The 18,910-nt window shown below is 72.3% G+C and carries 12 protein-coding genes and 1 tRNA gene; 3 read left to right on the top strand and 10 right to left on the bottom strand.

Annotated elements, in window-relative coordinates; translation table 11 throughout:
• Position 1: 1 nt before the first annotated feature.
• Positions 2 to 850: a formate dehydrogenase accessory sulfurtransferase FdhD gene (fdhD, locus tag AB0447_RS08370; RefSeq protein WP_366475753.1), complete on the bottom strand. Its 849-nt coding sequence runs from the start codon at positions 848 to 850 to the stop codon at positions 2 to 4.
• A gap of 253 nt (positions 851 to 1,103) precedes the next feature.
• Between fdhD and AB0447_RS08365 the strand changes: the two genes are divergently transcribed.
• Positions 1,104 to 2,051 carry a beta-ketoacyl-ACP synthase III gene (locus AB0447_RS08365; RefSeq protein WP_366475752.1) on the top strand — a complete coding sequence of 316 codons (948 nt, stop codon included), beginning with the start codon at positions 1,104 to 1,106 and terminating at the stop codon, positions 2,049 to 2,051.
• Here AB0447_RS08365 and AB0447_RS08360 read toward each other — a convergent pair.
• Positions 2,038 to 3,183: a low temperature requirement protein A gene (locus AB0447_RS08360; protein ID WP_366475751.1), complete on the bottom strand. Its 1,146-nt coding sequence runs from the start codon at positions 3,181 to 3,183 to the stop codon at positions 2,038 to 2,040. The two genes, AB0447_RS08365 and AB0447_RS08360, sit on opposite strands and share 14 nt — an antisense overlap.
• A gap of 116 nt (positions 3,184 to 3,299) precedes the next feature.
• Here AB0447_RS08360 and AB0447_RS08355 point away from each other — a divergent pair.
• Positions 3,300 to 3,384, top strand: a tRNA-Leu gene (locus AB0447_RS08355).
• Positions 3,385 to 3,454: 70 nt separating this feature from the next.
• Here AB0447_RS08355 and AB0447_RS08350 read toward each other — a convergent pair.
• The 3 genes from AB0447_RS08350 to AB0447_RS08340 form a co-directional block, all read right to left on the bottom strand.
• A complete protein-coding gene (locus tag AB0447_RS08350) occupies positions 3,455 to 5,110 on the bottom strand; it encodes an HEXXH motif domain-containing protein (RefSeq protein ID WP_366475749.1) in 1,656 nt (551 codons plus the stop codon).
• A gap of 253 nt (positions 5,111 to 5,363) precedes the next feature.
• Positions 5,364 to 6,512, bottom strand: a complete 1,149-nt coding sequence (locus AB0447_RS08345) for a caspase family protein (RefSeq protein WP_366475748.1) — start codon at positions 6,510 to 6,512, stop codon at positions 5,364 to 5,366.
• Positions 6,509 to 7,690, bottom strand: a complete 1,182-nt coding sequence (locus AB0447_RS08340; RefSeq protein WP_366475747.1) for a hypothetical protein — start codon at positions 7,688 to 7,690, stop codon at positions 6,509 to 6,511. The genes AB0447_RS08345 and AB0447_RS08340 overlap by 4 nt, the downstream gene beginning before the upstream one ends.
• Before the next feature lie 97 nt (positions 7,691 to 7,787).
• Here AB0447_RS08340 and AB0447_RS08335 point away from each other — a divergent pair, with 97 nt between their 5' ends.
• Positions 7,788 to 9,104, top strand: coding sequence for a cation:proton antiporter (locus AB0447_RS08335; RefSeq protein ID WP_366475746.1), 1,317 nt, complete (start codon positions 7,788 to 7,790; stop codon positions 9,102 to 9,104).
• A 53-nt stretch (positions 9,105 to 9,157) separates the two neighbouring features.
• Here the strand turns inward: AB0447_RS08335 and fxsT are convergent, their stop codons facing one another.
• The 5 genes from fxsT to AB0447_RS08310 all read right to left on the bottom strand — a co-directional run bounded on the left by fxsT (position 9,158) and on the right by AB0447_RS08310 (position 18,816).
• On the bottom strand, positions 9,158 to 13,534 hold the full coding sequence (gene fxsT / locus AB0447_RS08330; RefSeq protein WP_366475745.1) for an FxSxx-COOH system tetratricopeptide repeat protein: 4,377 nt from the start codon (positions 13,532 to 13,534) through the stop codon (positions 9,158 to 9,160).
• Positions 13,534 to 14,550, bottom strand: coding sequence for a MoxR family ATPase (locus tag AB0447_RS08325; protein WP_366475744.1), 1,017 nt, complete (start codon positions 14,548 to 14,550; stop codon positions 13,534 to 13,536). Before AB0447_RS08325 ends, fxsT begins: the two co-directional genes overlap by 1 nt.
• A complete protein-coding gene (locus tag AB0447_RS08320; protein WP_366475804.1) occupies positions 14,547 to 15,974 on the bottom strand; it encodes a hypothetical protein in 1,428 nt (475 codons plus the stop codon). The genes AB0447_RS08325 and AB0447_RS08320 overlap by 4 nt, the downstream gene beginning before the upstream one ends.
• A 299-nt stretch (positions 15,975 to 16,273) precedes the next feature.
• Positions 16,274 to 18,091, bottom strand: coding sequence for an IclR family transcriptional regulator C-terminal domain-containing protein (locus AB0447_RS08315; protein WP_366475743.1), 1,818 nt, complete (start codon positions 18,089 to 18,091; stop codon positions 16,274 to 16,276).
• Positions 18,088 to 18,816 carry a sigma factor-like helix-turn-helix DNA-binding protein gene (locus tag AB0447_RS08310; protein ID WP_366475742.1) on the bottom strand — a complete coding sequence of 243 codons (729 nt, stop codon included), beginning with the start codon at positions 18,814 to 18,816 and terminating at the stop codon, positions 18,088 to 18,090. The genes AB0447_RS08315 and AB0447_RS08310 overlap by 4 nt, the downstream gene beginning before the upstream one ends.
• Positions 18,817 to 18,910 lie beyond the last annotated feature (94 nt).

Genomic DNA, 18,910 nt, shown 5'->3' with positions numbered 1-18,910 from the left:
TTCAGCTCGACGGCGTCGGGCCGTCCAGCGGAATGCGGTGTTCGCCCGCGTAGATGTTCATGTCGCCGCCCCGCAGGAAGCCCACCAGGGTCAGCCCCGATTCCAGGGCCAGGTCCACCGCCAGCGAGGACGGGGCCGATACCGCCGCCAGGACCGGGATGCCGGCCATCACCGCCTTCTGGGCCAGCTCGAAGGAGGCCCGGCCGGATACCAGCAGCACGGAGCCCGCCAGCGGCAGCAGGCCCGCCTGCAGGGCGCGGCCGACGACCTTGTCCACCGCGTTGTGCCGGCCCACGTCCTCCCGCAGGTCGAGCAGCTCGCCCTCGGCCGAGAACAGGCCCGCCGCATGCAGGCCGCCCGTCCGGTCGAAGACCTTCTGGGCCTCCCGCAGCCGGTCCGGCAGTTCGCCCAGGAGCCGGGCCGGAATCCGTACCGGGTCCTCGGCCAGGCCGCCGAACCGGGTCGCCGTACGGACCGCGTCCAGGCTGGCCTTCCCGCACAGGCCGCAGGACGAGGTGGTGTACACGTTCCGTTCGAGGGTGATGTCCGGCACCGGCACCCCCGCGGCCAGCTGCACGTTGACCACGTTGTAGGTGTTGGAACCGTCCTCCGCCGCGCCCTCGCAGTAGGTGACCGCCCGCACCTCCGACGCCGCCCCGAGGACCCCCTCGCTCACCAGGAAGCCCACCGCCAGCGCGAAATCGTCGCCCGGCGTCCGCATGGTGATGGCCAGCGGCCTGCCGTTCAGCCGGATCTCCAGCGGCTCCTCCGCCACCAGCGTGTCCGGGCGCACCCCGGCGGCGCCGCCCCGGATGCGTACCACGCGCCGACGCTCGGTGACCCGTCCCATGCCGATCAGTCCGTCCGTTCCGTGAATCGATCGGATCCGCGATGCCACCGCAGCCGCCCAAGCCGCCGAATGTGTCGGATCCGTCACCCGAGGCCCCCTGCGGGCCCGCGGCCTTCATTGTCCTTTACGCCAGGAAGGTCCTCAGGACTCTCCAAATTCCGGAGGCGGAATCCTGTCGGGTCACACGCACACGTACCCACCGGTAGCAGGCAAAGCTGGGTGATCCGACTGCCGACGAGGGGGGAAAGCGCCCATGACCGCTTCACGCGTGGTGGCGCTGGGGCACTACCAGCCCGCCGAGGTGCTGACCAACGACGACCTCGCCGCCATGGTCGACACCAACGACGAGTGGATCCGGTCCCGGGTCGGCATCAGGACGCGCCGGATCGCCGGCCCCGAGGAGCCGGTCGACGAGCTCGCCGCCCAGGCAGCCGGCAAGGCCCTGGCCGGCGCCGGGCTCACCCCCGACCAGATCGACCTGGTCCTGGTCGCCACCTCCACCGCGATCGACCGCTCCCCGAACACGGCGGCCCGGGTCGCCGCCAAGCTGGGCATGGGCGGCGCGCCCGCCGTGATGGACCTCAACGTGGTCTGCTCCGGCTTCACCCACGCACTGGCCACCGCCGACCACGCCATACGGGCCGGCTCCGCCACCCGCGCGCTGGTCATCGGCGCGGACAAGATGACCGCCATCACCGACTGGACCGACCGCACCACCTGCGTCCTGACCGGCGACGGCGCCGGCGCCGCCGTGGTCGAGGCCTGCCCGGACGAGGCGGCCGGCATCGGCCCGGTGCTGTGGGGCTCGGTCCCCGAGATGGGCCACGCGGTCCGCATCGAGGGCACCCCGCCGGTCTTCGCGCAGGAGGGCCAGTCCGTCTACCGCTGGACCACCAGCCAGCTGCCGCCGCTCGCCCGCAAGGTGTGCGAGAGGTCGGGGATCGCCCCCGAGGACCTGGCCGCGGTCGTGCTGCACCAGGCGAACCTGCGGATCATCGAACCGCTCGCCGCGAAGATCGGCGCGGTCAACGCGGTCGTCGCCAAGGACGTCGTCGACTCCGGCAACACCTCCGCCGCCAGCATCCCGATGGCCCTGTCCAAGCTGGTCGAGCGCGGCGAGGTGCCCTCGGGCGCCCCGGTCCTGCTGTTCGGCTTCGGCGGCAACCTCTCGTACGCCGGCCAGGTCATCAGCTGCCCTTGACCCCGCTCGTGACGGGCCGGCGCGCCTCCACCAGCAGCGTGCCGACCAGGACCGCCACCAGGGCCACCAGCTGCCAGGCCCCGCTCAGCCGGGTTCCCGCCGGGACGGTGGCCACCACCAGGACCAGCGCGGCCGCCCGGTACCGGACCGGCCCGATGTGCAGGGCCCGGCGGAACAGGATGTCCCCGGCCAGGTACAGCGCGACCCCGCCGGCGAGCGCCGCCGCCGGCCCCGTGTGCAGGTGCTCGCCCAGGTGGCCGATGGTCTTCTTCACCCCGGCGGCGAACGCGGCGATGCCGAGCAGCATGGGCAGGAAGGCGTAGTAGTACGCCAGCATCGCCAGCTTGAAACGCTGATCGGGCTCGGTCTCGGCGAACACCTCCTCCGCCCGGCCCTCGTCCCCGACGAAGTACATCCACCACAGGGCCGAGGCCACCGCCAGCGCCAGGAAGGCGCCCATGGCGATCCCGAAGGTCAGCGGCATCGAGCCCACACCGATGCCGATGGCGATCACCGACTCGCCGAACACGATGATCAGCAGCAGCCCGTGCCGTTCCACCAGGTGCGCGGCGCTCATCCCGCCGAGCTGCTCGCCGACGGTCTCCTCGGCGGTGTCGTCCCCGGTGGCCGCCGCCCGCCGCACGATGACCGGCGTCGCGAACTGCAACAGCAGGGCCAGCACCCACAGGGCCCAGGCCGGAGCCCCGTCGAAGAACCCGGCGGCCGTCACCGCCAGCGCGCACAGCAGGTTCGGCAGCCCGAACCACGCCACCCCCAGGCCGTGCGCCTGCATGAACAGCGCGCTGTGCACGAGCACCACGACCAGGTAGCCCAGCCCGAAGGCGACCCCGCCGGCCCCGAACGCGGTCGGCACGGCCAGCGCGCACACCAGGAACGCGCCCATCGCGAGCATCAGGGCCACCCGCCGGGCGTTGCTGTCGGGCGGCACCTGGTTGGTGAGGTGCGCGTAGCCGCCGTACATCCAGAACAGCACGGTGAAGATCACCAGGACCTGGCCGGCGCCCCGGAGACTGAGGTCGCCCGCGAGCAGCACGGTCAGCTGGGTGACGGTGAAGACGAAGACGAGGTCGAAGAAGAGCTCCAGCGTGCTGACCCGGCGCTCGGTTTCCATCAGTGGCTCCCCCTAGTCAGCGCAGCGACCTGACCACGGGATATGCGGTCGAGGAGCACTGCGAACCCCTGCTATTGTTGTCCATGTCGCCGCGGGAAACCGGGGCCGACCACCTGGTCCGGGTGGCGGAATGGCAGACGCGCTAGCTTGAGGTGCTAGTGCCCTTTATCGGGCGTGGGGGTTCAAGTCCCCCCTCGGACACAACAACGGCGAGGGTCGTGACCATCTGGTCACGGCCCTCGCCCGTTCTGCGTGCGGTGTGCCTGCGCCTTCATTCGGCCGGCAGCAGGTGCTGCGCCCGTTCCGGGAGCCGGAGGGACCATCGGAGCCGGGGTCGCAGGGCAGCCGCGGACAGGAGCCAGCCCGCGCGGGCGTGCGCGTCCCGGGGGTTCCGGCGCAGCTGGGCGGCGTACCGGGGGAGCGCGGTGGATGGGCTGCCCGCGCAGAGGTGCTCGTCGGCGGTCTTTGGGGCGTCGAGGCTGCCGGGCGGCAGGGCGTACAGGTGCACCCGGTCGTCGGACCAGAGTCCCTGTTCGAGGCTGCCGGTGACCGCTGTCGTTCCGGTGGCCGGGTCCCAGCTCAGGTTGCGCAGCCGCCACTCGACCAGATGGCTGCGGGCCGCGGCGCGGGCCCGGAGGACGACAGCCCGGTCCAGCGGACGCCTCAGCCACCCGTCCAGGGTGCCCGCCAGGCCGCGCAGTAGGCGCAGCCCCGCCGCGGTGGGCTGCCCGTGCCGCAGCAACGTGCTCACGGCGTACCGGCAGTGCAGGCGGCGCAGGGCGAACTGGAAGGCGGCCCGGTCGTGGTGGGGGCCGTCGAGCCGGTCGTGCCAGAACCCGGTGACGCCGGTGAACGCGTACGCGCCGTGCAGCAGCCCCGTCAGATGCCGGGGATCGGGACGCCACGGGCTGTAGTACAGCTCTGCCCGGTCGTCCTCGAGCAGGGGGAAAAGGTGCATCAGCGCGCCGAGCTTTCCGTGCTGCAGCTCATGGACGAGCGTCTCGGCGAACGTGAGTCCGTCCGGGGGGCGAGACACCAGCAAGGAGCCGTAGGCGTCCGCCGTGGACGCGCTGCGGACCGGCACACCTTCCGAGCCTGCCTTCGCGAGGACCCCTCCCCAGGGGACGATGCAGCGTACGTCGGCCAGCAGCGGCCGGCCGGGCCCGGGCGGGGGGCGCTCCGCGCACTCCTCGACCGCCTCGTCGAACACCTGCCGCCAGGCCTCGAACTCGTCGGGGTCCAGCGGGTCGGCGGGCACCGGGTCGTCGAGGGCCCGGTACGGGTCGAGGTCGTCGAGCACCACCTTCCCGTGCCGGTCCACCGTCCGCAGGGCGAGCCAGGTGGCGGAGCGGCCGGGCAGCAGCGGTTCGACGGTCGTGGTGGAGCCGGCGACACGGAGGTGCAGGGAGCTGCCCCGGATTGTGGCCCGGGCCGTGGTGTACCCGGGCCCTGCCGTGTCTGCGCGGGCCAGGCCGAGCGTCGGCAGGGCGATGTCCCCGTCGCGGACGGGGACATCGATGACGGTGTCGATGCCGGCCCGCAGGCAGGCGACCACGGCGAGAGCGTGCAGATGCCCGGCATCCACCCATAGGGGCGGCCCGCCTGCCGTGCCGTGCAGACGTCGCAGGAGGTGCGCGATCCAGCTGCCGGTCTGCGGTGAGGCCAGCAGCTCCTCCACGGCCGAGGGCCGGTGCCGGGCGGCCCGGCCGATGATCTCCCAGGCGGCAGCGGCGGCCGGCAACGGGCCGAGCGATCCCGGTCGTTCCTCCAGCAGATCGAGGAGTTCGCCGAGGAGGAGCAGCCTGCGCGTCCGCTCGCCGCGGTACAGGAATGCGGACTCGTCGGCCGTCCCACCCCCCGAGGCGAGGGCGTCGAACCCCGCACCGGTGAGGGTGAGGTGTCGCCGCGCTCCATCGGCGACCGTCACTCCGCCCTGCCCGGCGGTGTGTCCACGGCGGCTCGGCCGCGGCCTCGTCGCACCTCGTCGAGCAGGCGGGAAGCCCGTAACGACCGCGGGACGGATCGCAGGGCGAAGATCTCGACTCGGTCCAGATCGGCCAGGTCCGACGTCAGGGCGTCAGTGCGCACCGGCTCGTCCACTCAGGGTCCCCCAATTCGTGCCGTGTCCTGACGTGTTCCCCATCATGGCGAAGCCCAATCGGAGGCGGAACCCCTCGTGATCATCGAGGTCGGCTCTGCTGCCCGGCCTCATACGCGAGGATGGCCGATTCCAGCCCGGCCGCCAGGGTTTCGTCCGGGTCGAGCAGGGTCACCGCGTCGTACCAGAGCCAGAGTCCGCCCGGTAGCCGCCGCAGGGCCACGTACACGGCCGTCACGTCCGAACGCGGGTCGCTGCCCCGGTTCATGGTCTGTACGGCCGGGGTGTCCAGCAATCTGACCATCAGCTCGCGCTTCGACGGATCCATCATGAACGGGTAGGCGAGCAGCGCGTCCAGCAGATCAGCCCTGGCCCGCAGGGGGCGCCTGGCGGGTGCGGACCCGGGGACCGGGTGGCCGGCGGCCACGGCGGGGGAGGGGGCGGAGCGGAGGATCTCCGTGCGGTCGGGGCCGTGCAGCACCAGCCGGGGCAGCTGGCCGGTGTGTCCCTCGAGGCGGAGTGCGGCCATCCGTTCGCGCACCGTGCCGAACAGCGCATCGGTGTCGGCGGGCCCGGCGGCCGCCCCGACCTCGGTCCGGTCCTGGAGTGTGTCGAGTACGGCGGCGGAGAACAGACCGGTCGCGCGGACCGGATCGTTGGCGGCCCGCTGGCCCCGATCGGCTGCCAGCATCAGCACCTGGTCGTGGACGTTCTCCCGCCCGCCGGCGGGCAACTGTTCAGCGGGCAGGGAGTGCCGGTGTGCGTGTTCCTCCGCGAACGTCTGGCAGGCGTCCACCACCCAGATCTGGCGGGCGAAGCCGGGAACGGCATCGCTGGACAGGAGGCGCCGCGCGGATTCCAGGTCCAGGTTGCGCTTGTCGGAGACCGTGGCGTCGGCGGTGTACAGGCGGATGTACTCGTCTTTGTCCAGGACGCCGTGCCCGCCCCACCAGACCCACAGCAGGTCGCCGTCGAGTGCGGGCAGGCGGTGGACCAGGTCGTGCCGGAGGGACCTGTGGTCGGCAGGCCCGTGGGAAGCCTGCGGTGTGAATCCCGCGGTGGGCGCGAGGTGCAGCAGAATGTTCCGCTCCGGCACACCGCGGGCGAGCAGCCAGTCCCGGAAGCGCAGGGCGTCCCGGGCCGGGCCGGGCAGGTCCCACGAGGGGCCGGCGGCGTACCGCTCGATGCCGACGACCAGGGCGAAGACCCGCTCGGGCGGCGGAGTGGTCACCTCAGTCCCCCCGCGATGGCCGTGTAGACGGCGGGATTGGTCCAGTAGGCGCTGTGGGAGGCGGGGAAGGGCTGGCGGTTGTCTATGAGGATGTCGTGGACCCGGCCGGGGAACAGCGAGCCGCCGACGTGCGAGAGAAGGTCACGGCGGTCGTAGAGATTCAGCCATGCCGGGAAGTGGCCGGGAAGCGCCGACGGATGGCCGAGACTGGGCAATGCCCCGATCTCGTACAGGAAGGGAGCCTGGGACCCGACGGTCACCAGAAGCCGCACCTGCGGATGAGGATCGCGTACGAGGGTGTCGAGCGCGATGATGCCGCCCAGGCTGTGGCCGACGATCGCGACCGGGCCTTCGAGGCCCGCCAGCACCTTCCGCAGCCCGGCCCGTACCGGCTCGCCGTGCGCGAGGTAGCGCAGTACGTCGCCTGCGGCCGGGTGCGCGGCCTCGGTCAGGGCTCGTCGGCGGCTCACCGCGTACCCGGAGGCGACACGGGCGACGGGCTGCAGCAGGAACGAGCCCAGACCCCGGTCCGAGCCGGCGGCCGGAGCCCCCATGGCGGTCGCGAGCTGCTCCACGGCCCGGTCGCGCATCTCCCCGTCGGGGATGACCGGTACGTCCGCCTCGAGCAGGTCGCGCAGGCAGGTCGCAGCGACCGCGCGGGCCAGCACCCGCTCCAGGACGCCGCTGCCGGCGTCGGCCAGCACCGGGGCGGCGCGGCCGAGCAGCGGGCTCCGGGCGACCTCGGAGGCTGCGCGGCGGATCCCCGGCAGGGCAGTGTCCTCGACGGACGGCGAGGCGCCCAGACGGGCGAGCAGCCGGCGGGGGAGCTCGGCCGGGTGGACGGCGCCCGGCGGGAGTTCGGCGGCCGGTCCCGCGGGCGCCCGGCCCGCGGCGGCGGCCGCCGCGAGCTCGCCCAGCGGGTCCCGGTACAGCAGTTCCCACAGCCGGGTCTCCTCGTCGAGGTCCGGTTCCGGCGTGGACCGCGAGGCGCCGTCGGTCTCGGCCGGCAGGCTCGCGCCGTCAGCGGCGAGGCGCGCGCCGTGTTCCGTACCCCAGTAGTAGGGGACGACGGTATGCCCGGAAATGCTCCCGGAGAGCCCCTCGCCGAAACGCCGGATGAGCTCGGAGAACCCGGTCTCCCGAACTCCCGTGCCATGGACGAAAACAACTGCTGTCATGCGCTCCCCCAGCGATAACGCACCGTCAGTTTGGTTGTATTCTCGGAAAGATACTGTGCCGGACGTCGTCCGTACCTCCCTACCGCAGAGGGACCACATGAGCTCGGACGCGATGATCACGCATTTCGTCGGCGCGGCCGCGGTCGTCATCGTCGTGGCCCATGTCTCCGGATGGGTGGCACGGCTGCTCCGCCAGCCCGTCATCGTGGGACAGCTGGTCGCCGGTATCGCCCTCGGGCCGACCCTGTTGGGAACCCTCGCCCCGGAGGTTTCGCGGCAGCTGTTCCCCTCCGAGATCGACCCGATGCTGAACGCCCTGTCCCAGCTCGCCCTGGTCGTCTTCCTCTTCGGAGTGGGGTACGAGCTGGACCTGTCGATCCTGCGGCAGCGTGCACGCACCGTGGTGACCGTCTCCCTGGCCGCCTTCCTCGTCCCCATGGCTGCAGGCGCCTGTGTGGCGCTGCTGTTCCAGGAGGAGCTCGTACGGCTGGGCGCCCCGGCGGGAATGCCGCTGTCCGCCGTGCTTTTTCTGGGCGTGGCCCTGTCGATCACCGCGGTGCCGGTTCTTGCGGCCATACTCCGGCAGAACGGTCTCGCGGGAACGCTGCCCGGAGTGATCGCCATGGCAGCGGCAGGACTCATCGACGTGATGGGCTGGTCGGTTCTCATCGGCGCGCTCCTCGAGGCGGGCGATCACAGCGGCCTGCACTGGGCCGGGCGGCTTGCCCTGGTCGTCCTGTTCACCGCGGCGATGCTGCTCGGTGCCCGGCCGCTGCTGCGCCGGTTGCTCTGGCGCAGGCATCTGGACGCCTCCTACAAGCTGGCGGTGCTGGTCGGTTTCGCCTGTGCCTCAGCCTGGGTGACCAGTGCCCTGGGCCTGCACGTGATCTTCGGTGCCCTACTGGCCGGGGCGGTGGTGCCGCGGGGCGAGGGCGGGATGCTGGAACCCGAGCTGGTGCGGCCCCTGAACGACGTCGCGGGGCTGCTGCTGCCCTTCTTCTTCGTGATCTCGGGTGCCAAAGTCGCGGTCGGTTCGCTGGACACCTCGGCTCTGGTCGTCCTGCTGCTGGTCACGGCCCTCGGCGTGCTGGCCAAGGTGGGCAGCGGCATGGGAGCGGCCCGCCTGTGCGGGGTGGGCCGGGACGACGCCCGCACCATCGGCGTGCTCCTGAGCGCACGCGGCCTCACCGAGCTGATCGCGCTCAACGCGGGCCTGCAGGCCGGCCTGATCGCGGGACCCCTCTTCACCGTGTTCGTCCTGATGGCCCTGGCCACCACCATCGCCACCCAGCCCCTGCTCGCACTGGTGCGATGGCTGGCCTCCCGCCCCGGACGCGAGCCCGATGGTGACGCAGGAGAAGGAAGCCGGGAACGCGCGGGTCCGGTCCCGACCTCCGTCCCCGGCTCCCCCTGATACGAGCGGTGCACGGGACGGGGCCGGAACTCGCCGGCCCCGTCCTCCGACTGCTACAGCGGCATCGGCGCGATGTCGCACTCGATGCGGCGGTGCGCCTTGGCGGCCTCCAGCCAGTAGTGGCCGGCACGCACGGCACGCGACAGCGTGGCCACCGCCGTGGTGTGCAGCTCGTCCGCCTCCCGGCCCCGTCCGAGCCCTCGCAGGTCCAGCGCCAGGTTGGCCCGGCAGCACTGGGTCACCGGGTGATCCGGACCGCAGACCTCCTCCAGACCCGCCAGAGCCGCCGAGTCCACCTCGTGCGCGGCGGCGAAGTCGAGTCGCGCGTAATGGTTGTTGGCCATGCTCAGGTCGCCGATGAGGGTGGTCACGTGCCGCTCGCCCAAGGTGGCGCGCAGCCGCTCGCCCGCCTCCACGTCCAGCTCCTCCGCCCTCGCGTGCCGCCCCCGGGCCCGCTCGGTGGCCGCCAGATTGATCATGGCGGCCAGTGAGAAGGGATGGTCGGGGCCAAGCGTCGCACGGTAGCGGCGCACGGTGTCCTCACCGAGCTCCTGCGCGGAGTCCAGGTCCCCGCGCAGCCGGCGGTCGACCGAGACGTTCATGGCGGTGGCCAGCGTGTCACGGAAGTCCAGACCGTACCGGTCGGTGAACCGCTTGAGCGTCTCCTCGCTCAACTCGGCGGCCTCGGCAAGCGACCCGTCACGGCGGCGGCACACCGCCAGGTTCCGGGCCGCACGCACGGTCGCGGCGTTGTCGACCCCGTTGACCGCCACGCTCACCCGGTAGGTCTCCTCCTGCAGCTTCCGGGCCGCCGGATAGTCCCCGCCCTCGCGGATGTCGATCGCGAGGCCGTTGAGGGTGTTGAGGGTGAGGCCGCTATTGGGGCCGTAGAGCAGGTCCCACTGCCGTACGGTCTCCTCGTCCAGCTGCCTGGCCAGCTGGAATTCGCCGCACAGGCGGAGCGACACCCCGTAGCTGTGTGCGGCCTGGAGCGCCCCGGGGTCCTCCGGCCCGAACAGGTCCATGGCGCGGCCGGTCGCCTCGACGTCCAGGTCGCGAGCCGCGTAGAAATCGCCCCGATAGCGCAGGGCGCCCGCCATCTGCCACATGGAGTCGATGAGCTCCTCCTCGGGCACTCCCGGGCGCCGGGAGATTTCCAGTGCCTGTTCGTTGAGCGTGTGGGCCTCCTCGCCGCTGCCGAGGAGGCGGAGGAAGTAGGCGAGCAGCTTGCTCATCTGGAGGACCTGGGTGTCTTCTTCCCCGGACTGGCTGAGCCAGGCGGTCCACGCCTCCCGGGCGAGTGCGGCGCCCGTCTCGTGCGCACCCCAGTAGTACAGGTAGAACACCATGTCGTTGATGAGCTCGCGGACCCACGGGTCGTCGCTGCGCACCGCCCCGGAGACGACCACGTGGGGCAGCAGGCTCTGGTAGGCGCTCCACTGGTCGGACGAGTGCGGGGCACCCGGCTTGGCCGCGGCGAGCAGGACATGGGCCGCGTGCCGGGTGCGCGCGGACTGCTCGGCGGACATCGACTCCTGGAGCACGGCCTGCATCAGCCGGTGCATCTGCAGGGTGCCCGTGCCGTGGTCGAGCTTGATGAGCGAAAGCCGGTTGAGGTCGCGGGTGGCCCGCCCGATCAGCACCGGGTTGCGGAGCACCGGATCGAGTTCCGGGGTGATCTCGATGGCCCGGGAGGCGCGCAGCGCCGAGATCGGAATGGGCTCCGGCGACATGCAGGCGCAGATGTCGAGCAGCTGCCGGGAGGCCGGATTCGACCCGGCCAGACTCTCGAGGGAGATGTTCCAGGCGGCGGCCACCGAGACGGGGTAGTCGGGCGCGGGGTCGAGCTGCAGGATGCCCGGCGTCCGCTGCTCCAGGAGCTCGACGTACTCCGCGACCCGCATTCCGGTCGCGGCGATCCAGGCGCCGGCCTGCTCCACGGCCAGCGGAAGGTCGCCCAGCGCGTCGGCCAGCCGGTCGGCCTCCTCCGCGGACATGCCCCGGGCCCGGCGCTGGAGCAGTGCCACGCTCTCCGGCCGGGTGAAGACGTCCACGCTGAGCGGCGGGACGATCCGCTCCCATTCCCGGTTGCGCGAGGTGATGAGGATCTTTCCGGGGCCGTCGGTCGGGAAATAGCGGCGTACGGTGTCGATGTCTTCCGCATTGTCGAAAACCAGGAGCCAGTTGTCGTACGGCTTTCCGCTGCGCAGCGCCTCACGAACGGCCGGCACGGTGGTGTTGGCCTGGGGGCCGACGTCGAGTCCCAGCCGGCGGGCCAGGTCGGAGAGGGCGCCGAGGATCAGGCTCTCCTGCTCCGACGGGATCCACCAGACGACGTTGTACTCGTGGCTGTGTCGGTAGATGTACTCGATGGCGAGCTGGGACTTTCCGACCCCGCCCATGCCGTGCAGGGCCTGGGGCAGCACGGCGGTGGTGCCGTCGCCGCGCAGCTGCTCCTCGATGACGCCGAGCAGGGCCTCCCGGCCGGTGAAGTTCGGGTTCTTCTGCGGGACGTTTCCCATGACCGCGGGCCGGCCGGTCCGGATGATCCGGATCTCCGATGTATCGCGCTCCATGTGAGGTTCAGCCTTCCGGTCCTCGGTGATCTGGGATGTCGGGTGCACAACGTCTCCTGGAATTTCGGGCGTGCCGGAAGTGTCCGGATCATTCGCTTCGTTCATTCCCAATGAAGATCCTTCGCTATCCCCTGACCCTCCACCGGGGGTGGCGCCGGAGGCGCTCACTGGGTGAGTCGCGCGCCGGGCGAGCTCCGCGGCGCGTGGTGCGTATGGTCCGGACAGTGCGCGCAGGACCGCGAGCTCCACCCGCAGCCAGGATTGCCCCGATTCCGAGAGGTCCGGCAGCGCGGCCGATCCGGGGTCCCGCAGGACCGCCTTGAGTCGGCCGCCGAGTTCGCGTCCGCCTCTGAGTTCGGCAAAGTTGCTGACGACGCGGGCGAGTTGACTGCGGGTTCCCAGGGCCAGCAGCGCCTCGCGGACGCCCTCGGCGAAGTCCGGCCCGCCCTGGGCGGGCGGGCGCCAATCGATGAGCCCGCCCATGAGAATCTCCGAGAGATGGGCCGGCGACGCCTCCGGTACCATGCGACGCCGTAATTGCTCCATCAGCTCGAATTCGAAGGGCAGGGCAGCGATGTGGGCGGCCAGGCGGCGGGCGGTCGGGGTGGCGAGCGACTCGAATCGCCGGACGGCGCGGGCCGCGGCGGCGGGCGTGTCCGTCCGGGGGGTGCGAAGTCCCGGCGCCGCAGTGCCCTCTGACAGCTCGCCGGGGAACACCACGGGAAGCTGTCTCGTCAGTCCGGGTTCCCCGGCCACCAGATCAGCCCATTGGGCGAACGAGGCGGGCTTGAGACTCAGGACGGGCACCGGCAGCATGCCGCCGGGCACGTCCCGCTCGGGCAGGGGGCGCGACATGTCGCCGCCGGAAGGCGGATCACCGTACCCCAGGGCCTGATTCGAGGTCCCGAAACCGCCTGCGCTGAGCCGGCCCGGGCGAGGGCGGACCGAGGAGCGGTGCCACAGGTAGGTGGGTAGCAGATGCACCAGCGCTGTGGGGCCGGCGGCGGATAACTGGTGCAGGAGCCGGCGTGCACCGTCCCCGGCCCACTCCGGCCGGAGGCCATCCGTCACCACGAGGAACACCCGTGTGCCGCGGCCGTCGAGGAGCTCGGCCGGTTCGACGGTGCCGCGTCCGGTGCGCCGCAAGGCGGCCTTGTCCCGGGTCAGGACCAGGCGTACGGTCCGCACGTCCCGGAAGGCGCCACTCTGCTGGGCCTCGGCGGCGATCCGTTCCACTTCCCGGGCCCAGACCGGCATGGTCGGGCCGTCGTCGGCCACCACCACCAGGTCGAAGGCCCGCTCCGAGGCCGGTTGCAGGTAGGGAATCCACTGGCCGTCGATGATGCCGTGCCGGGCCGTGCGGTCCTCGTCCAGTTCCGTCCGGAACCGGGAGGGCACCCGTCGGCCCAATCGGCGCAGGGCCTTGGCCAGCAGGGACTGGTTCCGCGGTGTGGCCTGGGATACCGGTTCGGGCCGTCCGCCGGGAGCGGGGGAGCGGACTGCGACGGTCAGCGGGCCGTGCTGTTCCTCCGGGCTCGGCGGGCCCTTCCCTCCGGGCGGTGGGAGCGGTGCGTCGGCTGCGGTGTCGTCGACGGACTCGGGCGGGGTCTTGGTGCCCGTGTCAGCAGGGTGCCCGGCGTCCTGGACGGGCTCGGGCCGTTCCACCGAGGGAGGGGGCGGCTGGGGCGCCGGAGGCGCGACCGTTTCGCTCTTGAGTCGCGCGGCGGTCAACCAGACCGCGTCGGCGTACTCCAGCCACTCCGGGGCGTCGGAACCGGGGCTGTCAGGGAGGCGCCGGCGGTGCTCCAGTGCGTCGCTGAGGACAGCGGCTCGCTCCCTGGGGGTCCCGGTCATCAGCGGCCTTTCGCGAGGTCGCGAAGGAGTATCTCAACGAGCTTACGCCCCGCTTCGTCGTCCTGGTAACCACCGGATGTGGTCAACTGCACGGCATTCAGCAGCTGATCGACGGTCTGTGTGCCGCCCGCCGCCACGCTCTTCTCGAAGTGGTCCAGAAGCGCCTCGATGCCCTCGGGGCGGCGCTGGAGATGGCTCACGACGATGGACACGAGTTGCTCGCGGCTGGGCGGACGCAGCTCCAGCGGCAGGCAGCGGCGGCGGAAGGCCGCCGGGAACTCGCGCTCGCCGTTGCTGGTGATGATCACGACTGGGAACTCCCGGCACTCCACCCGGCCGCCGTGGACCACGGCCCGACCGTTGGGGTCGTCGGTGACGACCGTAGCCTCCGGTTGGGGGTTCCGAACGAGTTCCGGGATGTCGTAGCAGCCGTTCTCCATCACATGGAGCAAGTCATTGGGCAGGTCGATGTCGCTTTTATCCAATTCGTCCACAAGGAGGACGCGGGGGCGCTCGTAGGCCAGCAGCGCGGTGCCGAGGGGGCCGAGGGTGACGTAGTCGCCGATCGCGGGCGCTTCCTCGCGCTCCTCGCCGGCCCGCCAGGCGGCGATCGCCTGCGCTCGGCCGATCGAATCGTATGCGTACAGGCCGTCCCTGAGTGTGGTGCGGCTGACCACGGACCAGGCGAGGACCCGACCCAGCCCGAGTTCGCGCGCCACCAGATAGGCGAGAGTGGACTTCCCTACGCCGGGCGGGCCGCTGACCAGAATCGGCCGGCGGAGCAGCAGCGCGGCATTGACCAGGTCGATCTCCTCCGCCCGTAACTGCGGCCTGGCCTGGGCCGTGCCCAGCCTTCGCTCGGTGGCTCGGGGATCGTCCTCGGGCGGTGGCTGGACCGGCCGGCCGCCGAACTCGCGCCAGGGCGGTGGCGCCGGCAATTCCACGGGCCCGTCGACAGGGGCGTCTCCCGTGGCATGGAAGACCCGCCAGTCGTCCGGAGCGGATGCTTCTGTCATGCCAGGATCCCCTCTTCGTCGTGGTCGTGCAGGGTGTCGCGGTCGACGAGCCGGAACGGGTCGTCCCACAGGACCGCTATATGTCTGCCCAGTTGTCCTGCTCCGTCCGCATCAGCGGCCGCGGCGATCCGTTCCCGGTACACCTGATACGGCAACTGACGGATGGCATGCGACAGCAACTGGCGGATGGTGGCGCCCGTCTCCGCGGGCCAGGTGTCCCTGCGGTCCCAGAGGGCGACGCCGATTCCTTCGTAGACGGCCTCCCGAAGTGCAGGCAACGCCTGGCCCTCCACGGCCGCTCCGCGCAACTCGATCACGGCGATCCGGTTCTCCGCCCGCAGTCTGGCCAGCCAGCCGGCCTGCCCCGCATCCTGCTGCCGCCAGATCAGACGCTGGGCGATGTCGCCGCTGTGCGCGACCCGCCAGCGCTCCCGCCACAGGCGCATCTGGCGGGCGCTTGCGTGGCGCATCCGCTCCAGGCTGCGCAGATGGACGCCGTAGGCCAGGCCCAGGGGGAGCGGGGCCGCGCCGCCCTCCGCGACATCCAAGGCGGCCATGTCGAGGTTGAGCAGCTCGAAGGGCAGGACGAACTCGACGAAGGCGGGGATCTCGTGATCCGAGTCCGGAGTCCGGGCCCACAGTGTGTCGCCTTCGGCGAGGGCCCGGCCGACGGCGCGGTGCAGCCGGTCCTGCGTGACGGTCTCGCATTCGCCCTGGCGCGGTGCCCACAGACCTGCGACGTCGTTGATCCAATGGCGTACGTGCAGCTCGCCGCTGCCGTCGTCGGCCGGCTCGACCATCACCACCAGGCACTTTGGTACCGAGGGGTCGGTCTGGCTGTCCGACATCTCGGCCCGGCGGGCGGCGAGGGCCTCGGTCGAGCCCTGCTTCTCCGCCCACTCGTCGCAGGCCAGGCGCAGCAGCGAGGCCGTTCCGGGGTGCACCCTGGCGGCGCACTCGAGGAGGACGACGGCGGGCGGTACGCCGTCGGGCTGGGCCGCGTGATCGAGGAGGGCGTCGAAGAGCTCGGGTGCCGGCCGGTCCCAGGCCGGCTGCAGTCCGGTCCAGCGGGCGGTGAGGTCCCGCAGACGCCGGGTGTCGGCTTCCCCGAACTCCGCCAGTGCTTCGCGCACGCGGTGTTCGGTGGAGTCGTCGAAGACGCCGGCGGGCAGCACGGGCGGGACGAGGGTGAGCAGGACGGTCTCGGCGGCCTGGTCTCCGCAGAGCAGCTGCACGGCGCTCACCAGAGCGTCCACGCCGCCCGGCTGGGTCAGCGCATCGCGGGTGATGTGGAGGAAGTCGACGCGCATGGTCCTGCGCCGGCACTCGACCGGCCTGTCCACGCCCTCACTGACCAGCTGGGCGAACAGCACGCGCTGCTCCGGGTCGTTGGCGAAATCGAGCTCGCACAGCACGCCGACCACGGCGCTCAATGCAGCATGAACCGTTCGTGATCTCTCGGGCATACTCGACCGTCCCCCCCCCGCCTGGCCCTACCCCCAGCGCGTGCACTGAATGATCAGCAGAACTCCCTTTGCATGACGCAACTGTGACGACAAGTCAACCATGGGATCGGCGCTCGGAGTTAAGGGTCTGCGGGCATTCGGCGAGTCGTCTGCGGGGTCCGTCGCCCTACCGACGCCGGAGGCGGACCCTGCGGTTGCGGCGAGGGAGGGCCAGTCCCGTCACCCCCGCGCGAAATGCCTCGCGCGGGGGACGGCTGTCACATGCCCAGGACGAGGAGTCCTTCGCCGGTCACCTCCGGGGGGGCGAACGGGGAGAAGGCGTGGGGCAGGGCGAGGGCCGGGTGGCCGGTGCCGGTGTCCGGGTCGGGGGCGTCGAAGAGGTAGGCGGTCGCCGAGGACGCATCGCTCACCAGGTGCGGGCCCGCCGACACCGCCGCCGCCTCCAGCGGGGTACGGAAGACACTGCGCAGGTGGCGCAGGGTATCCGGGATGGACCCGGCAGTGGCTTCGTCCGGCGGCAGTGCCCCGGTCAGCAGCAGCGCCAGCAGCAGCGGCACCGTTTTGCGGCGCAGTGCCCGGGTCGCGGCCGGCAGCCGGTGCGCGTGCGCGGCCGGCATCGACAGGGCCAGGCTGCCGGCCTCGCCCCCCGTGGTGATCGGCACCGCCGAACAGACCACCCCCGGGGAGTACTCCCGCAGGTCGAAGACCGGGTCGCCGGGCGCCACCGCGTCCAGGGCGTTGAACAGCACCCGGCTGTCGGTGATGGTGCGCGCGGTCAGTCTGGCCGGCTTGTGGCGGGCCACGTGGTCGGCCCGGCCGTCGTGGTCGAGCTGGGTGAGCAGGCACTTGCCGACCGCGCTGGCATGCGCGGCCATCTTGAAGTCGAACCACTCGTTGACGGGCGGCGCGGCCGGGCCGTCCGCCATCTGCGTGATCCGGACCTCGCCCTCCACGTAGCGGCTGAGGTACACGGCGGCCCCGGCACTGTCCCGGGCCAGCGCCAGGGTGTGCTGGAGCTGGGCCGCCAGCCCGTGCCCGCCGGGGGCGGCCAGCCGGTCCAGGGCCGGCCCGGGCGCGAACACGCCCTCGGCCGGCCGGTGGGCGAACTGCTCCTCGCAGAGCATCGCCAGCACCCGGCCGAGTTCCGGCCCGGCCAGGCCGGCTTCCCGGCCGAGCCGGTCGCCGCGCACGCCCTGCGGGTGCCGTCCGAGGATCCGTACGACGTCCAGCGCGCGGCGGGCTTCGGCTGCCGAGCCGCCCCCGCCGTCGCTCACCGAGGTCCGCCGGGCCGCGGCCGTCAGGGCCGGGTGCCGGAGCGGGCCGGGGGAGTGCCGGCGGTGTGCGGTCCGGACCGGCCGTGCGTGCGGCGGGAGGAGGGCGCGCATCGCCTGCTCCAGTCCGGGTCTGGGCAGCGGGACCAGGCCGAGGTCGGGGTCCTCCCGCCGGTCCACGTACCGCAGGACGGCGGACTGCCCGTGGACCCGCGGCTCCGCGGGTTCCCGGCCGGCCGGCGGGCTGAAGCCGAGGCGGGCCAGCTGCCGCGCCCAGACGCCGGCGTCGTGGTGCTCGCCGCGCCGGGAGTGGTCGAGGAACAGGCAGTAGGCGGCCTGTCCGGTCCCGGCTCCGGCGCTGAACTGCCACCAGAAGCGGGCGCCGTCGTGCAGCCCGGTGAGGTGCAGCAGGCAGGCGAAGACCTGGGCCCCGGCCGGGTCGGCGGGGCCGTCGGCAATGAACCGGGCCAGCTCGGTCCCGGCCCGGGGCGCGCACACGGTGGCCATGGCGGCCGCCTTGAGGTCCCGCCAGGCGCGCTCGGCGTCGACCGGGGCGTCGCGGGCGGGATCGGACCAGCCGGCCGGTGCGGGCTCCGGTCCGGGGCGGCCGCCGCCGGCGCCGGGGTCGGGGGTTCCGCCGGCCCGCGGGCAGGCGGTGGGCCGGGTGGCCCGGGCGTGCAGCAGGCGGGCTTCGGCGGCGGCGAGGTCGTAGTGCTGGTAGCGGTCGCGGACCCCGGCCCGGGCGAGGAACTCGGCCAGCGAGCGGGGGCGGGGGGTGCCGTGCTGGGGGTACCGCTCGCTCATGACCCGGCCTCCCCGCTGCGCGCGCCGTACCCGGGCTCCCCGTAGCCCTTCCGGTAGTCCTGGTTCCGGTAGTCCTGGCCCCCGTGGTCCCGGTTCCCGTGGTCGTTGTTTCCGTAGTCCCGGTCCCCGTACCCGAGCTCCCGGTCGTACGGTTCGTACGGTTCGTAAGGTTCGTACGGTTCGAATTCCGGGTCCTCGTCCGGGGCCCCCGAACCGTGCGCGTCGAGGAGCCGGGCGAGGCGGCGGTGGGCCTGGCTGAGGTGGGAGCGGACCGCGGCCTCCTCCATCCCCATCACGGCGGCGGCCTCGCCGGCGGTGCAGTGCAGCCCGTACCGCAGCAGCACCGCGTCCCGCTGCCGCTCGGCCAGCCGGGACACCGCGGAGTAGAACTGGATGGTGTCGGTCAGGACGTCGTAGGGGTCGACCACCGCCTCCTTGAGCGCCGCCTCGAAGGCGGTGATGTCCATCGGCGCCGGCCGCCGGTCCCGCCTGCGCTGCTGGTCGACGATGCGGTGCTTGAGGACCGTCCAGGCGTACGCCTCCAGCCGGTCCATGTGCAGCATCCGGAGCCACTCGTTCATGATCGCGTCGAACGTGGCGTCCACCGCGTTCTCCGCGTCCGCGTCCGATCCGAGCTGCAGGTACGCGAACCTCATGTACGCGGGCCGCCGGTCGGCGTGGAAGGCCCAGTACGACAGGCGCGCGCTCGGTTCCCACTGGCTCATGGGCGTGGGCTGCTGTCGCTGTCTCCGGCTGGGCAGTCCCACCGCCCCACCGGACTCCTCCGGTCCGCCATCGCTCAACGTTCCACCTTCCCCT

It is taken from the genome of Streptomyces sp. NPDC051211 (assembly GCF_040689505.1).
Lineage (GTDB): Bacteria > Actinomycetota > Actinomycetes > Streptomycetales > Streptomycetaceae > Streptomyces.
The sequence above is the reverse complement of the archived record's forward strand: the minus strand, read 5'-3'. Positions and strand labels throughout refer to the sequence as shown.

What these genes read in the sequence shown, in the direction of transcription:
- fdhD (WP_366475753.1), bottom strand. Translation starts at nt 850, where the DNA reads ATGGGACGGGTCACCGAGCGTCGGCGCGTGGTACGCATCCGGGGCGGC.
- AB0447_RS08365 (WP_366475752.1), top strand. Translation starts at nt 1,104, where the DNA reads ATGACCGCTTCACGCGTGGTGGCGCTGGGGCACTACCAGCCCGCCGAG.
- AB0447_RS08360 (WP_366475751.1), bottom strand. Translation starts at nt 3,183, where the DNA reads ATGGAAACCGAGCGCCGGGTCAGCACGCTGGAGCTCTTCTTCGACCTC.
- AB0447_RS08340 (WP_366475747.1), bottom strand. Translation starts at nt 7,690, where the DNA reads ATGACAGCAGTTGTTTTCGTCCATGGCACGGGAGTTCGGGAGACCGGG.
- AB0447_RS08335 (WP_366475746.1), top strand. Translation starts at nt 7,788, where the DNA reads ATGAGCTCGGACGCGATGATCACGCATTTCGTCGGCGCGGCCGCGGTC.
- fxsT (WP_366475745.1), bottom strand. Translation starts at nt 13,534, where the DNA reads ATGACCGGGACCCCCAGGGAGCGAGCCGCTGTCCTCAGCGACGCACTG.
- AB0447_RS08325 (WP_366475744.1), bottom strand. Translation starts at nt 14,550, where the DNA reads ATGACAGAAGCATCCGCTCCGGACGACTGGCGGGTCTTCCATGCCACG.
- AB0447_RS08315 (WP_366475743.1), bottom strand. Translation starts at nt 18,091, where the DNA reads ATGAGCGAGCGGTACCCCCAGCACGGCACCCCCCGCCCCCGCTCGCTG.
- AB0447_RS08310 (WP_366475742.1), bottom strand. Translation starts at nt 18,816, where the DNA reads ATGAGCCAGTGGGAACCGAGCGCGCGCCTGTCGTACTGGGCCTTCCAC.